14 protein-coding genes are annotated in these 15,038 nt (G+C 64.1%); 6 read left to right on the top strand and 8 right to left on the bottom strand.

Annotation, left to right across the window (positions count from 1 at the left end; translation table 11 throughout):
• Positions 1–62: 62 nt before the first annotated feature.
• Entirely contained in the window at positions 63–968 is a 906-nt protein-coding gene (locus ACL9RI_RS10830) for a LysR family transcriptional regulator (RefSeq protein WP_422726575.1), read from the top strand.
• Positions 965–1,879: a transcriptional regulator GcvA gene (gene gcvA, locus ACL9RI_RS10825; protein ID WP_422726574.1), complete on the top strand. Its 915-nt coding sequence runs from the start codon at positions 965–967 to the stop codon at positions 1,877–1,879. The genes ACL9RI_RS10830 and gcvA overlap by 4 nt, the downstream gene beginning before the upstream one ends.
• Position 1,880: 1 nt before the next feature.
• On the opposite strand, the gene ACL9RI_RS10820 is transcribed toward gcvA, so the two are convergent.
• Genes ACL9RI_RS10820 through ACL9RI_RS10810 form a run of 3 tightly spaced genes read right to left on the bottom strand, consistent with a single transcriptional unit; the run spans position 1,881 to position 7,595 of the window.
• Complete coding sequence (locus ACL9RI_RS10820; protein ID WP_422726573.1) at positions 1,881–3,242, bottom strand: efflux transporter outer membrane subunit; 1,362 nt, start codon at positions 3,240–3,242, stop codon at positions 1,881–1,883.
• Positions 3,239–6,385, bottom strand: a complete 3,147-nt coding sequence (locus ACL9RI_RS10815) for a multidrug efflux RND transporter permease subunit (protein WP_422726572.1) — start codon at positions 6,383–6,385, stop codon at positions 3,239–3,241. The genes ACL9RI_RS10820 and ACL9RI_RS10815 overlap by 4 nt, the downstream gene beginning before the upstream one ends.
• Before the next feature lie 37 nt (positions 6,386–6,422).
• Positions 6,423–7,595: an efflux RND transporter periplasmic adaptor subunit gene (locus ACL9RI_RS10810; RefSeq protein WP_422726571.1), complete on the bottom strand. Its 1,173-nt coding sequence runs from the start codon at positions 7,593–7,595 to the stop codon at positions 6,423–6,425.
• 131 nt (positions 7,596–7,726) lie between these two features.
• On the opposite strand from ACL9RI_RS10810, the gene ACL9RI_RS10805 reads away from it, so the two are divergent.
• The 3 genes from ACL9RI_RS10805 to ACL9RI_RS10795 all read left to right on the top strand — a co-directional run bounded on the left by ACL9RI_RS10805 (position 7,727) and on the right by ACL9RI_RS10795 (position 10,292).
• On the top strand, positions 7,727–8,497 hold the full coding sequence (locus ACL9RI_RS10805) for a response regulator (protein ID WP_422726570.1): 771 nt from the start codon (positions 7,727–7,729) through the stop codon (positions 8,495–8,497).
• On the top strand, positions 8,488–9,567 hold the full coding sequence (locus tag ACL9RI_RS10800; protein ID WP_422726569.1) for an ATP-binding protein: 1,080 nt from the start codon (positions 8,488–8,490) through the stop codon (positions 9,565–9,567). Before ACL9RI_RS10805 ends, ACL9RI_RS10800 begins: the two co-directional genes overlap by 10 nt.
• Before the next feature lie 86 nt (positions 9,568–9,653).
• Positions 9,654–10,292: an NAD(P)H-dependent oxidoreductase gene (locus ACL9RI_RS10795; protein ID WP_422726568.1), complete on the top strand. Its 639-nt coding sequence runs from the start codon at positions 9,654–9,656 to the stop codon at positions 10,290–10,292.
• Between the two features lie 53 nt (positions 10,293–10,345).
• Here the strand turns inward: ACL9RI_RS10795 and ACL9RI_RS10790 are convergent, their stop codons facing one another.
• The gene (locus tag ACL9RI_RS10790; RefSeq protein ID WP_422726567.1) at positions 10,346–11,044 is read right to left on the bottom strand and encodes a polysaccharide lyase family 7 protein; all 699 of its coding nucleotides are present in this window, start codon (positions 11,042–11,044) and stop codon (positions 10,346–10,348) included.
• Between the two features lie 58 nt (positions 11,045–11,102).
• On the bottom strand, positions 11,103–11,741 hold the full coding sequence (locus tag ACL9RI_RS10785) for a TetR/AcrR family transcriptional regulator (RefSeq protein ID WP_422726566.1): 639 nt from the start codon (positions 11,739–11,741) through the stop codon (positions 11,103–11,105).
• A 218-nt stretch (positions 11,742–11,959) separates the two neighbouring features.
• Here ACL9RI_RS10785 and ACL9RI_RS10780 point away from each other — a divergent pair, with 218 nt between their 5' ends.
• Positions 11,960–13,105: an MFS transporter gene (locus ACL9RI_RS10780; RefSeq protein ID WP_422726899.1), complete on the top strand. Its 1,146-nt coding sequence runs from the start codon at positions 11,960–11,962 to the stop codon at positions 13,103–13,105.
• Positions 13,106–13,154: 49 nt separating this feature from the next.
• Here the strand turns inward: ACL9RI_RS10780 and ACL9RI_RS10775 are convergent, their stop codons facing one another.
• Genes ACL9RI_RS10775 through ACL9RI_RS10765 form a run of 3 tightly spaced genes read right to left on the bottom strand, consistent with a single transcriptional unit; the run spans position 13,155 to position 14,871 of the window.
• Positions 13,155–13,820: a DUF799 domain-containing protein gene (locus ACL9RI_RS10775; protein ID WP_422726565.1), complete on the bottom strand. Its 666-nt coding sequence runs from the start codon at positions 13,818–13,820 to the stop codon at positions 13,155–13,157.
• On the bottom strand, positions 13,817–14,188 hold the full coding sequence (locus tag ACL9RI_RS10770) for a DUF4810 domain-containing protein (protein ID WP_422726564.1): 372 nt from the start codon (positions 14,186–14,188) through the stop codon (positions 13,817–13,819). The genes ACL9RI_RS10775 and ACL9RI_RS10770 overlap by 4 nt, the downstream gene beginning before the upstream one ends.
• 11 nt (positions 14,189–14,199) lie before the next feature.
• Positions 14,200–14,871, bottom strand: coding sequence for a CsgG/HfaB family protein (locus ACL9RI_RS10765; RefSeq protein ID WP_422726563.1), 672 nt, complete (start codon positions 14,869–14,871; stop codon positions 14,200–14,202).
• Positions 14,872–15,038: the final 167 nt, after the last annotated feature.

The raw sequence follows: 15,038 nt of genomic DNA, 5'->3' as shown, positions 1-15,038 counted from the left end.
GCGGAGTAAGTAGGGTATAGTTCCGTTATTTACGGAGACTATCCTCCGCAATGGAATCCATCATGGACAGCATCAGTGCCCTCCACGTCTTTGTGCAAGTGGCCGAAACGCGCAGCCTGGTGGCGGCCGGACGGCTGCTGGGCGTGTCGGCGTCAGCCGTCGGCAAGCGCATCGCCACCCTGGAAGAGCAGCTGGGCGTGCGCCTGTTCCATCGCAGCACGCGCAGCCTGACCCTGACGGCGGAAGGCGCCATGCTCTTGCAGCGCAGTCGCCGCATCCTGGCCGAAGTCGAGGCGGCGCAAGCGGAACTGTCGCAAACGACGCTGGCGCCGCGCGGCCGTTTGCGGGTCAGCCTGCCCTTGATCGGCGATCCTTTCCTATCGGTGCTGGCGCAGTTCAAGCAAAACTATCCCGAGGTCGATCTGGATCTTGAGTTCACCGACCGCCAGGTCGACGTGATCGAAGAAGGTTTCGATGCCGTGATCCGCAGCGGCGACGCGCCCGATTCGCGGCTGACGGCGCGCCGCCTGGGCGCCTACCGCATGCTGATCGTCGGCGCACCCGCTTACTTTGCCGCCCATGGCCTGCCGCAGACGGGCAGCACACTGGCGCGGCATAGCTGCATCCAGTTCCGCTATCCGAACACGGGCAAGTTCCAGCTATGGCCGCTGCGTGGGGAAACCTTGCCGGCGGATTTCCAGCTGCCGGCCTCCGTCGTCTGCAACAACCTGGAAACGCGCATCCTGTTCGCCTTGCAGGGATTGGGCGTCGCCTACCTGCCGGACTTCGCCATCGACGGGCATCTGGCGGCCGGCCGGCTGGTGCAGATACTGCCCGAGTGTACCGAAAACCCCGCGCCCTTCCACATCATGTGGCCGTCCGGTAAGCAACTGCCGCCCAGGCTGCGCGTGTTCATCGACTTTCTCGCCACCCGGCTGTTCCCTTCCATCGCCAAAGAAGCAGCATGAAAACGCCCGTCTACCTGAACGCCCTGCGCGCCTTCGAAGCGAGCGCCCGCCACCAGAGTTTTTCCGCCGCCGCCCAGGAACTGAACGTCACGCCGGCCGCCGTCGGCCAGCTGGTGCGCAGCCTGGAAGAATGGCTGGGTTCACCGCTGTTCCACCGCTTTAACACTGGCCGCGCCAGGCTGGTAGCGACCGATGCGGCGCTGCGCGCGCTGCCCGATATCCGCGCTGGCCTCGATAAACTCAGCCTGGGGCTGGACATCCTCAGGGAAGGCGCCAGCAGCGGCGTGCTGACGGTGACCGTCAGCCCCGCCTTCGCCGCCAAATGGCTGCTGCCGCGCATCGAGCGCTTCCAGGCCGCGTGGCCGGAAACCGATGTACGGCTCGACACCAGCCTGAAACCCGTCGATTTCACGGCCCAGCGCATCGATATCGGCGTGCGCTACGGCGCCGGCAGCTGGCCCGGCCTGGTGGCGGACAAGCTGATGGAAGAAGAGATTTATCCGGTCTGTTCGCCGGCGCTGCTGCACAAGCAGGGAGCGTTGCACTCGCCTGCCGAGCTGGCCAATGTCACCTTGCTGCACGACCTGTCGATGGATGGCCACGCCGGTTTTCCCACCTGGGAGGCGTGGCTGGACAAGGCCGGCGTGGAACAGGTGACGGAACGGCGCGGCCTGCGCATCAATAATTCGGCGGCCGTGCTGCAAGCTGCCATCGATGGCAGCGGCGTGGCGCTGGCCCGCAGCGTCATGGCGGGCGACGATGTAGCCGCCGGCCGCCTGGTGCGCCTGTTCCCCGCGCTGCGGCTGCACTCGCCGCTGGCCTATTACATCGTCTATCGGGCCGAATGCGCCAGCCTGCCCCGGCTGGCCGCTTTCCGGGCGTGGCTGCAGGCCGAGGCAAGTGCCGGCTAGCTCACTCTTCCAGCCCGCCACCGAGCGCCTTGTACAGCGCGATGGCGGACCTGAACTGCTCGCGCCGCAAGTCCAGCAGGGTTTGCTGGGCGGCATAGGCCTGGCGCTGGGCGTCGAGCAGTTCCAATCGGCTGTCCTGGCCCGCCCCATAACGCAAGGCAGACAGGCGCTGCCGCTGCCCGGCGGCGGCCACCACCTTTTGCTGCGCAGCGATCTGCTGCGCAAAAGTGGCGCTGCCGGCCAGTCCATCGCTGACCTCGCGAAACGCCGTCGCGATGGCTTGCTCGTATTGCAGCACTGCCGCCTGCTTGCGAATTCTTGATAGCTGCAATTCGGCCCGCAATTGGCCGCCCTGGAACAGCGGCTGCGTGATTTGCGGCGAAAACGACCAGTTGCGCGCGCCGCCACGGAACAAGTCGCCCAGTTCGGGGCTGGCAAGCCCCAGCTGCGCCGTCAGCGACAAACGGGGAAAGAAGGCGGCGCGGGCCGCGCCGATGTCCGCATTGGCTGCCACCAGCGCGTATTCCGCTTGCACGATGTCGGGACGGCGCACCAGCAAATCGGACGGCACGCCGGGCGGCAGCTGGGTCAACACAGGATCACTGGCCAGCGGCCGGCCCGGCGGCAAATCGCCAGGCAGCGGACCGCCCAGCAGCAGCACCAGCTGGTTGCGCGCCAACAGCAGCGCCCGTTCACGCGCCAGCACGTCCGCTTCCGCTTGCGCCGCCTGGCCTTCGGCTTGCGCCACGTCCAGGCTACTGCCCTGCTGTGCCGCCCGCAGGCGCTGCGTGAGGACCAATGCCTCGCGCCAGTCATGCAGGGTTTGCCGCGACAGCTGCAGCTGCTCCGCGGCCAGTCGCTGTTCCAGGTCAGCATCCGCCACGGCGGCGATCAGCACAAGCCGGCTAGCGCGCTGGCCCTCCACCGTCGCCAGGTAACGGGCGAAGGCGGCATCCGACAGGGAGCGCAAACGGCCGAACAGGTCGATCTCGAAGGCGCTCATGGCCACACCGGCCGTGAACTGGTTCTCGGCGCCGCGCTGGCGCGTGCCGCCCAGCGCGGCGCCCACGGCCGGATAGCGGGCCGCATCCTGGATCTGGTACTGGGCCTGCACGGCGTCCACGTTCAGCGCGGCCAGGCGCAAATCGCGGTTGTTCTGCAGCGCCAGCTCGACCAGGCGCTGCAAGCGCGGGTCCAGCAGCATCTGGCGCCAGCCCAGGTCGGACGCATTGCCGCCAGCGTCAGGCGCGATCGCGCCATAGCTGGCTGGCACGGGCAAGGCGGGCTTGAGCAGCGCCGGCGTCAGGCTGCAGGCCGACAAACCCAGGGCCAGCAGTGAAAAAGTAAAGTAGCGGTACATCATGCTTGTCCTTCCAGCGCCTTGACGGCGGAATTATTTTTTCGCGGCCGCCAGCGCGCCGCCAGCTTGTCGGCCGTGCCCAGCACCACGACAAAGAACACGGGCACGAAGAAGACGGCCAGCACGGTGGCGCTCAGCATGCCGCCGAAGACGCCCGTGCCGATCGCATGCTGGGTCTCGGCGCTGGCGCCGGTGGCCAGCATCAGGGGCACCACGCCCAGCGCAAACGCCAAGGACGTCATCAGGATGGGGCGCAGGCGCAGGCGCGACGCTTCCACGGCTGCCTCCAGCAAGCCTTTTCCCTGCGCCTGCAGCTGGCGTGCATATTCCACGATCAGAATGGCGTTCTTCGCCGACAGGCCGATGATGGTGATCATGCCTACCTTGAAGAACACGTCGTTCGGCATGCCGCGCACCATCACGGCCAGCACGGCGCCCAGCAAGCCCAAAGGCACGACCAGCATCACGGATAGCGGAATCGACCAGCTTTCATACAGGGCCGCCAGCACCAGGAACACCACCAGCATCGACAGCGCCATCAGCATGGGCGCCTGCGACGCCGATTCCTTTTCCTGCAGCGACTGGCCAGTCCAGGCCAGCGCAAAGCCGGCCGGCAGCTGTTTCGCCAGGCGCTCCATTTCCAGCATGGCGTCGCCGCTGGACACGCCCGGCGCAGCGCTGCCGGAAATGCGCGAGGTGGGATAGCCCTGGTAGCGCACCAGTTGCAGCGGCGTTTCGCTCCACACGGGGTGCACCAGTTCGCCCAGCGCTACCATGCTGCCCGCATTGTTGCGAACCCGCAGCGCCAGCACATCGTTCAACTGCATGCGCGCCGGCGCATCGGCCTGGATGATCACTTGCTGCATGCGGCCCGCGTTCGGAAAATCGTTGACATAGGTCGACCCCATGGCCGCCGTCAGCATGTCGCCCACGGCCGTGAACGACACGCCCAGCGCTTCGGCCTTGCTGCGGTCGATTTCCAGGCGCACGCTGGCGCCGGCCGGCAAGCCATCGGGATACACGCCAGCCACCTTGCTGCTCTGCCCCGCCAGCCCCAGCAGCTTGTTTTGCGCCGCCTGCAAGGCGTCATGGCCCTGGTTGGCCCGGTCCAGCAGGCGCACGCTGAAGCCCGAAGAATTGCCCAGTTCATCGATGGCGGGCGGCATCAAACTCATGATCATGCCCTCCTTCGCCTGCGCCATCGCTTGCTGCGCCAGCGCCACCTCTTCCTGCGCGGTGGCGCCGTGGCGCTGCTTCCAGTCCTTCAGCATGGTGAAGGCCAGCGCCGCGTTCGGGCCGGAACCGGAAAAGCTGAATCCCAGCACGGACTGGTTGACGGCGATGCCGGGGCGCGTGGCCACATGCTGCTCATACAGCTTGACGACGTCGAGCGTGCGCTCCATGGTGGCGTCCGACGGCAGCTGGATGGAGGTCAGGAAATAGCCCTGGTCTTCTTCCGGCAAGAAGGCCGACGGCAGCTGCACGAACGCCAGTCCCAGCGCGGCGACAATGGCGGCGTAGACGAACATCGAGCGGCCAGCGCGCCTGAGCATGGCCACCACGCCCGCTTCGTAGCGGCGCGTCATGCGCTCGAACTGGCGGTCGAACCACCGGAAAAAGCCTTTCTTGTCATGCTCGTGCGGGGCGATCGGTTTGAGCATGGTGGCGCACAGGGCCGGCGTCAGGGTCAAGGCCAAAAACGCCGAGAACAGGATCGACACGGCCATCGCCAGGGTGAACTGGCGGTAGATGGCGCCCACCGAACCGCTGGCCAGCGCCATCGGGATGAACACGGCCACCAGCACCAGCGTGATGCCGACCACGGCGCCCGTGATTTCGCGCATCGCCTTGGAGGTCGCTTCTTTCGGCGACAGGCCTTCGGTCGCCATCAAACGCTCGACCGCTTCCACCACCACGATGGCGTCATCGACGATGATGCCAATCGCCAGCACCATGCCGAACATCGTCAGCACGTTGACGGAATAACCAGCCATCAGCATCACGGTGAAAGTGCCCAGTAGCGCAATCGGCGCGACGATGGCGGGAATCAGGGTGTAGCGTATCTTTTGCAGGAACAGATACATCACCAGAAAGACCAGCACCATCGCCTCGAGCAAGGTGGCGGCCACTTTTTCTATCGAGATTTTCACGAACGGCGCCGTATCGAACGGTACCGAGTATTCCATCCCGGCCGGCATGGCGGGCGCCAGTTCGGCCATGCGCGCGCGCACGGCGCTGGCCGTCTGCACGGCATTCGCACCGGGCGACAGCATGATGGCGGCGCCGGACGCCGCTTGCCCGTTTTCGCGGATGCTGAAGTTAAAGCTTTGCGCGCCCAGCTCCACCCTGGCCACGTCGCCGACGGTCACTTTCGAACCATCGGGGTTGGCGCGCAGGACGATGGCGGCAAACTGCTGCGGCGTCTGCAACTGGCCCTGCACGCTCAACGGCACGGTCACCCTCTGGCCGGCGATGGCAGGCGCGTCGCCCAGGCGGCCCGGTGCAATCTGCGCGTTCTGCTGGGCCACCGCCGCGCTGATGTCGCCCATGGCGAGGTTGTACGACACCAGCCTGGCCGGGTCGACCCAGATGCGCATGGCGCGTTCGCTGCCGAACAGCTGCACCTTGCCCACGCCGGGGATGCGGCGCAGTTCCTCCGTCACGTTGCGCGCCAGGTAGTCGCCCAGTCCCACTTCATCGAACTGGCCACCGGCCGAATTGAGGCTGACGATCATCAGGAAGCCGGACGACGCCGATTCCACGGCCAGGCCATTTTGCCGCACCGCTTGCGGCAGGCGCGGTTCGATCGCTTTCAGGCGGTTCTGCACGTCGACCTGCGCCATTTCGGGATTGGTGCCCGGCTTGAAGGTGACGGTGATCGAGGCCGAACCGGAGGTATCGGCCGACGACTCGAAGTACAGCAGGTTTTTCACGCCTGACAGTTCGCGCTCGATCAGGCTCACCACCGAGTCGTTCATGGTTTGCGGCGTGGCGCCGGGGTAGCTCGCCTCGATGCTGACGGACGGCGGCGCCACCGAAGGGAAGCGCGCTATCGGCAATTGCGGTATGGCGATCAGTCCGAACAGGACGATGAAGATCGCTACCACCCAGGCAAAGATGGGGCGGTCGATAAAAAATTGCGGCATGTGTTTACACTTTCACTGAACAGCTATTCAAAAGGCATTAGCGCGGCGTGGCAGTAACAGCGGCGGCTTGCGCAGCGGCCCGTTTCCACGGCTGCGGCGCGGCGGTGGCGCCCGGCTGCAAGCGCTCCTGGCCTTCGACCACCACGGTGTCGCCCACGCGCAAGCCGCCGGTGATCACATATTGGTGGGCGATCACGTCACCGACGGCGATGGGCTTCAGGCTGGCCTTGTGCTGGGCGTCGAGCACCCAGGCCTGGGCCTCGCCACCGCTATTGCGCAGCACCGCCTGCTGCGGCAGCAGCAAGCCGTCGGCCTGCGCGGCACGCGCGATACGGGCCCGCACGAACATGCCCGGTAACAGCTGGCGCTGCGGATTGTCGACCAGCACGCGGATGGTGGCGTCGCCTGTGCCCGCATCGATACTGATGCCGGAAAACAGGATGCGGCCCTTGACCGGGTACTCGCTGCCATCGGCTGCCAGGATGGTGACAGGCAGCTTGTCGACACCGGCCGGTCCCGATGCCTGCAGCGCTGCCAGCGCGGACGCCGGCTGGCGCACGTCCACATACACCTGGTCGATCTGCTGGATGCGCGCCATCGGCGCCGCGTCGGCCTGCCCGACCAGCGCGCCTTCGCTGACCAGTTCCTGGCCGATGCGCCCGGCAATGGGCGCGTCGATGCTGGCAAAGGCCAGGTCCAGGCGGCGCCGCGCCAGGGCGGCGCGCGCCTGCGCCACGTTGGCGCTGGCCTGCTCGCGCTGGGCCACCGCATCGTCATAGGCCTGGCGGCTGATGGCGTCCGCTTCCATCAATGGCTTCAGGCGCTCGGCCTGGGTCGTGGCGCGCTGCGCCGTGGCGACGGCGTGCTGCAGGGCGGCGGCGGCCAGGTCGACGTCGGCCTGGAAGGGGGCCGGGTTCAACTGGAACAGCTTTTGCCCGGCGCGCACGTCGGCGCCCTGCTCGAACTGCCGGCGCAGCACGATGCCACCCACCTGCGGGCGGATATCGGCCGTGCGGTAGGCGGCCACCCGGCCCGGCAAGGTATCGCTGAGCACCACCGGCGCCGCTTGCAGCTTGAACACCGTAACCGAAGGGGCTGGCGCCGGAGGTTCCTGCGCGGGTTTGGAACAGGCGGCAAGGCTGAACAGGACCGCGGCGATCACAGTATTTTTCTTGACGAAGGTATTCTTAATGAAGGTATTCGGATACATGGTCTTTTCTTTCGCTGGTCGCGACCGGCGGTCCGGTCGAGGAGTAGGGCAGCTTAGGGCAGGCGCATGGACATTTCGTCGAAGAAGTGTGGAGATTCGATGGAGATAAAGAACAATGCTAGACTATTCGCATGATCCGTTTACACAGCACCAGTCACGACGCGGGCAGCCTGCCTGCGCGCCCCGCCCTCCCCGCCGCCGCCCTGATATTGATCGCCGAAGATGAACCGCAGATCGCCCGCATCCTGGCCGGCTACCTGGAGCGCGACGGCTACCGCACGGCATTTGCGCACGATGGCCGCGAGGCGCTGGAACAGCATCTGGCGCAGAAGCCCGACCTGCTGCTGCTGGACGTGCAGATGCCGCACGTCGATGGCTGGCATGTGCTGACCGAAGTGCGCCGGCGCGGCGAAACGCCCGTCATCATGCTGACGGCGCGCGACCAGGATGCCGACAAGCTGGCCGCGCTGCGCGTGGGCGCTGACGATTACATCGTCAAGCCTTTCAACCCGGCCGAAGTGGTGGCGCGCGTGGCCGCCGTGCTGCGCCGCGCGCGCATGGGACAAGCGGAAACGCGGCGCGCGCCGCTGCGCTGCGGCCCGATCGAAATCGACCAGGAAACCTATGTCGCCAGCGTTTTGCGCCATGGCGCCGCCGTGCCGCTGGCCCTGACGCTGACGGAATTCCGTTTGCTGGCCCATCTGGCGCGCACGCCGCGGCGCGTCTGCAGCCGCCAGGAATTGCTGGAATCGTGCATGCCCGAAAGCAATTCGCTGGAACGCACGGTGGACAGCCATGTCAGCAAGCTGCGCAAAAAACTCGAGGAAGCGGGTCTGCCGAACATGCCGGCCAGCCTGCGCGGCGTGGGCTACCGGCTGGAAAGCGAGCAGCCATGCGCTTGATCGGCCTGAACCGGCAAATCATTTTGTCGATGTCCATCCTGATGCTGCTCAGTATCCTGATGATCTGGATCAGCTCCTGGATTTTCTACGCCGTCATCTTCAAGATCGACCCCGAGATGCTGTCCGATCCCGAAGAATGGGCGCCCACCATGGCCGAATGGCTGTGGATCTTCGCCATCACCGTGTTCGGCCTGGTACTGGCCACCTTTTCCGCCGTCAAGCTCACCCGCCGCATTTTGAAACCGCTCAACTCCGTGATGGACAGCGTGCGCCGCGTGGCCCATGGCGACTTGTCCGCGCGCGCCTTCGCGGGCGACCGCAGCCTCGGTGAAACGGCGATGCTGGTCGATGATTTCAACAGCATGGCCGAACGCCTGGAACGCACGGCCAAGGAAAGCCTGACCTGGAATGCGGCCATCGCCCATGAATTGCGCACGCCCGTGACTATCTTGCGCGGCACCTTGCAGGGCGTGGTCGACGGCGTGTTCAAGCCGGAAGAGGTGGAGTTTGGCAGCCTGCTGTCGCAAGTCGAAGGCCTGGGCCGGCTGGTGGAAGACTTGCGCACCTTGAGCCTGGCCGACAGCGGCCAGATGCAGCTGCGCATGGCCTGGACCGACCTGACCCTGGAAATCGAGGAAGTGGGCCGCTTGCTGGCGCAAGAGCTGGAAGCAAACGGCTATACCCTGCAGCTCGATTTGTCCGACCACCCTGTCTGCTGCGATACGGCGCGCATCCGGCAAATCGTGCTGGCCCTGCTCGACAACGCCCGCCGCCATGCCGACCCTGGCCCGTTGCGCCTGGCCACCCGCGTGCATGATGGCCAGTATTACCTGACGCTGGAAGACGCCGGCCCCGGCATCGCGGCCGCACTGGCGCCGCACGTATTCGAGGCCTTCCGGCGCGGCGACAGCATGCGCGAGGAACTCAACGCCGGCAGCGGCCTGGGCCTGGCCGTGGTCGAAGCGATCGCCCGCGCCCACGGCGGCAATGCGGCCTGCGCGCGCGGCGCTGCGGGCGGCACGGTATTTACCATACGCTGGCCGCTCGATAATGGCGCTGCGGCCAGTTGAATCCTTGTTTTGCCGAGGGGACTTGAAATAGCGGAAACTGCTATCATTTCTTTGTATACATTTTACTCATAAAGAAAGTGCCCATCATGACCGACCTGCTGCAAGCCCTGCAATGGCGCTATGCCACCAAGAAAATGGACCCGGCGAAAGCCGTGCCACAAGAAAAAGTCGAACGCATCCTGGAAGCCGTGCGCCTGACGGCCAGTTCCAGCGGATTGCAACCGTATGAAGTCTTCGTGGTGACCAACCCTGCCCTGCGCGAACAGATCAAGCCGCACGCCTGGAACCAGGGACAAGTGACGGACAGTTCGCACCTGCTGGTGTTTGCCGCCTGGGACAATTACACGGCCGAGCGCATCAACCACATGTTTGACCTGGTCAATGCCGAGCGCGGCATCAAGAATGAAGGCTGGGAAGCGTACCGCCAGCAATTGCTGAACACCTATCCGCAGCGCGATGCGGAAAGCAACTACCAGCACGCCGCACGCCAGGCCTATATCGGCGTGGGCACGGCCCTGATCGCGGCGGCCGCCGAACACGTCGATTCGACGCCGATGGAAGGTTTTGACCCGGCCAAGGTCGACGAGATCCTGGGCCTGCGTGCACGCGGCCTGCGTTCCGTCGTCATGCTGCCGCTGGGCTACCGCGCCGATGCAGGCGACTGGCTGGTGAACCTGAAAAAAGTCCGCCGCGCCCGCCAGGAATTCATTACCGAACTGGCGTAACAGCCACGAATAAGCGCCACAGCGGATGCCGGTGACGGCATCCGCTTTTTTCCTTACTCGCTCAGCGACACGTGCTCCACGGCAACACTGGCCGTGCTGCCATCCTGCTGCTTGTCTTGCGAGTACAAGCCCAGCTTGTAATACACGGGGATCGCTTTCCAGGCATCCGAGGCATAGCTGAACGCATGCCTGGCGCTCGCCTCGCCGGCACGCACTTCCACTTTCAAGGTATCGCCGCGCAAGGCCAGCTTGCAATCGATATGGCTGCCCAGCGCCACGCCGCGCAACAGGGTGATGCGCTCTTCCGGGTCGCCATAATGCTTTTTCACGCCCATCACGATGTCGCCATGGCTCCAGCGCATCTTCAGCGCTTCCGAGCCGCCGCTGCGCTCACCGTGGATCTGGGCAAAAATCAATTCCCCCGTTTGCGGCTCGGCCAGCACGCGCAGCGCGATCGATAATTTGCGCTCTTGCGTGCTGCCCGCATCGATCAGCCAGTTACCCTTTTCACGCAATTCCACGCGGGGGAACTCGGAATGCCCGCTATGGCCCGCCCCCGACGGTACGCGGAACGTCATCGCGCCCGTATGCTGGTCGGTAAAGAAGTAACTATCCTGATAACGGTCGATGGGGTTGACCTCTGTAAATTGCAGGTTGGCGTCCAGCGTTTGCAGCAGGAATGGCGCCAGGTCGAAATTCTGCCCCGGTACCCGGCCGGGGTCGAGCGGCCCGGCCTGGACAGTGTTAATCATGAGAAACGCCGATGCCAACAAGACCATTTTTTTCATCACTGCTCCATACAAGGGGAACTCAGGCGGACGCCGAGTTACTCTTAGTATGCAACAAATTCGTGTCCCACACTACCATAAGTTGGTTGATTGCCGCATCGAGCACGTGGTATGCGACGCCATCGCGCGCCTGGATCGACACCCCCAGCAGGAAGCCGTCGAACACGGCTCCCACGAAATGGGGATCCGCCGCATCCGACAGTTCGCCGCTGGCGATCCCGCGTTCGACGCAGCGCACGAAGCCGGCCCGCGAGCGCGCGCGCGACTGCGCCAGCGGTTCGGCGACGGCCGCGTGTTCGGGCGTAGGGGCGCTCATGGTGCCCAGCGCCACCATGCAGCCCTTCGGATGTCCGTGCTCGCACTGCATCCTGGTCGATTGCCGCAACGCCAGTTCGACTGCGGCCCTGGGCGCCAGCGTATCGTCCCACAAGCATTCCGTCACCCGCGCATGGGTATCGAGGTAGCGCTGCACGGCTTCGCGGAACAAGGCTTCCTTGGAACCGAATGCTGCATAAAAGCTGGGCGCGGAAATGCCGCCGCCGATGCCTGCCTTGAGCTGGCTCAGCGACGTCGATTCGTAGCCCTGCGCCCAGAACAGATGCATCGCCTGCTCGATCGCTGCCTGACGGTCAAACGTGCGTGGCCGACCCATTTGCGCCATGGCGCTCTCCTTTTCTGACTAATTTTCCTGACTTAAATACTACTTGATACAGAAGTCATTGACAAGCCGAGAGCGCCTGAACTATATTTGTATCGATCGGTACATATATTGATATCGACAACTCATCTCGTAAAGGATTTCCCGTGACTCACTGCGCAACACAGGCCGGACAGCTCCAGTCCGACCGCCTTCCCATCTCCGGCTTGCTGGCCCTGGCCATGACGGGCTTCATCTGCATCGTCACCGAAACATTGCCTGCCGGCTTGCTGCCGCAGATCAGCGAGGGACTGTCCATCAGCCCGACCCTGGCCGGCCAGATGGTCACCGCCTATGCGCTCGGCTCCCTGCTGGCCGCCATCCCGCTGACCATCGCCACGCGCGGCTGGCGCCGCCGCAATGTCTTGCTGCTGACTATCGTCGGTTTCTTTCTGTTCAATTCCGCCACGGCGCTGTCGTCCCACTATGTGCTGACCCTGGTCGCCCGCCTGTTTGCCGGCATGGCGGCGGGACTGGCCTGGAGCTTGCTGGCCGGCTACGCGCGGCGCATGGTCGCGCCGCACCAGCAAGGACGCGCCCTGGCGCTGGCCATGGTGGGCGCCCCGCTGGCGCTCTCGCTGGGAGTGCCGCTGGGCACCTTGTTGGGATCGACCGTGGGCTGGCGCACGGCATTCTGGATCATGTCGGCCATGACCTTGCTGCTGATTCTGTGGGTGCTGGCCAAGGTGCCAGACTATCCGGGCCAGAGCACACGTGAACGCATGCCACTACGCAAGGTTTTCCATACGCCGGGCGTGCGGGCTGTTTTGGCCGTCGTCATTGCATGGATGCTCGCGCATAACATCCTGTACACCTATATCGCCCCCTTCGTGACGCCAGCCGGACTGGCAGCGCGCGTGGACCTGGTCTTGCTGGCCTTTGGGCTGGCCGCCCTGTGCGGCATCTGGCTCACGGCCAGGCTGGTCGACCGCCATCTGCGCAGCACCGTGCTGGCCAGCCTGGCCGCGTTTGCCGCCACGGCCCTGGTGTTTGGCCTGGCGTCGGATAATGCCATCGTGCTGTATCTGGGCACGGCGGTATGGGGCCTCAGTTTTGGCGGCGCGGCCACCCTGCTGCAAACGGCGCTGGCCGACGCGGCCGGCGATGGCGCCGACGTGGCGCTGTCGATGAATGTAGTGGCCTGGAACGGCGCGATTGCCGCTGGCGGCCTGCTGGGAGGTGCATTGCTCGACAACTGGGGCGTGGCCGCTTTCCCCTGGGCGGTGGCAGCCCTGCTGGTGCTGGCCTGGGCCATCGCCTGGTCGGCGCGCTCGCATGCATTCAAGCCGGGACGGCGCAGCGGTACGGGCCAGGTAACTGGGCACTAAACGAAAAAAAGCCCCTGGAATCAGGGGCTTGCGTTCACAGCAAACAGGATTACTGCGCCAGGTAGCGCTCCGAACGCGGACCGTACAGCAGGCCGTTCGGCGAACCGGCCGACAGCAAACGCGCATTGGCTACGCCGGCAACCGGATGGCTGGCATCGGTGGTGCTGTTGATGATCTGCTTGACAGCAGCCGTCACCAGCGCCCCGATCAAACCGCCGCCGCCATTGTTATTGCCCTCATTGCTGGAAGCGCTGGCTGCGCCTTCCCACAGCAAGGTACCCGTCTTCAGGTCAACCAGCCTGGCCTTGACCGATACCACGCTGACACTGTCGATCACCGTGTAGGTCGAACCATACTTGGAGATGCTCATGTACAGGGCCGCGTCCGCGCCAAAGATCTCGCTGAGTTTCCTGGCTTCAACGCCATGGATATCGTGCGCATCGGTCAAGCCATTCTGCTTGAACGTCTCGCTCACGACGGCCACCGGCAACACGTAATAACCGGCTTCGGCCAGCGGATACGTCACTTGCGCGTACACGCTGTTACCGGCGTTGACTTCCGGCGAGTCATTCAGCGGTGGCAAGACCACGATGGAACGGGGCTTGGCCGCCTTGAATGCGGTGTAGTCATAGGCTGCCTGCTTGTTGCTGGCGCAACCGACTGCGAGCATGGCCGGCACCAGGCACAAAGCCAGTTTCAGGATGCGAGGCATCATAATTTCTCACCTTTTTTCAATTTACCCAGCAGGAAATCCATATAGCCAGCCGATTCGGGGAACAGTTTTTTCTCATCTTCGAACTGGGCTGCGACTTCATCGGTTTTACCGGTGACCGAGTACAACATGCCCAGGTGGGCATGGAAACCTGGCGGCGTCTGCTTGCCCTTGGCGCTGATGACTTGCAAGTCTTTTTCCATCGCCGCGATCTGCTGCTCCGGGCTTTCCCCCTTCAGGTATTGATACACCTGCGGCTGGTAGCTTTCCCATTGGTACAGCGACTTCGATTGTGTAGCGCAACCGGTCAACACGGCGCAGGCGGCCAGCGCCAGCAGAGCAGCGCTCTTTTTCATCACGATCTGTTTCATGGCTGACCTTATTATTTGCGCAATGCGCCAGCTTCAACACCGGCAACCAGGCGCTCGACTGCTTCGCGCATGGCCAGATCCAGTACCTTGCCGTTCAGGGTGGCGTCGTAGCTGGCAGTGCCGCCAAAGCCCAGCACTTCACGGTTCGACAGGCTGTATTCGCCTGCGCCCTGGCTCGAGTACACCACTTCCGAGGTCGAGATATTGACGACATTCAAGGTGATCTTGGCGTACGCCACTTGCGTCTTGCCACGGCCCATGATGCCGAACAATTGATGGTCGCCCACTTCCTTGCGGCCGAATTCGGTCACGTCGCCGGTGATGACGAAATCGGCGCCCTTGATGTTCTGGCCTTGTTTCTTGTAGTCCGCCTCCTGCTTGATTTCCGCCATGTTGTCGCGGTCCAGCACGTTGAAACGGTTGCTCGTTTGCAGATGTGCAATCAAAATCGTTTTCGACTGGCTGCCCAGGCGATCGACGCCATCGGAGAAGATGCCACGCATGAAGCTGGAGCGGTTGTCGAACTTGCCAACGGCGATCGCGGTGCGCGGACCGACGTAAGGACGTTCGGCGCTGGCCACGACGGGCACTGCCACAGACTTGGACGATTCAGTAGCGCAACCAGCCAAAGACGCGGCGATCAGCGCAGCGATCAACAGTGCGCCAGGTTTATTTTTATTCATAATGCCCTTAGGAGAGATGGAATCAAGGACGTCCTCCCAAATTGATTTTTGGCAAGTTACTTTCCTTAATGCAATTATAAATTGTTGCCTCTCCAGCAATCTCACCAAAAGTCACACTGACTGCTTTAATTGACTAAAAGAAAGAAAAGGGCATTCCTGGCGATACA

This window comes from Janthinobacterium sp. Mn2066, assembly GCF_049319705.1.
Taxonomy (GTDB): Bacteria; Pseudomonadota; Gammaproteobacteria; order Burkholderiales; family Burkholderiaceae_D; genus Janthinobacterium.
This window is presented reverse-complemented; position numbering and strand designations above follow the sequence as displayed.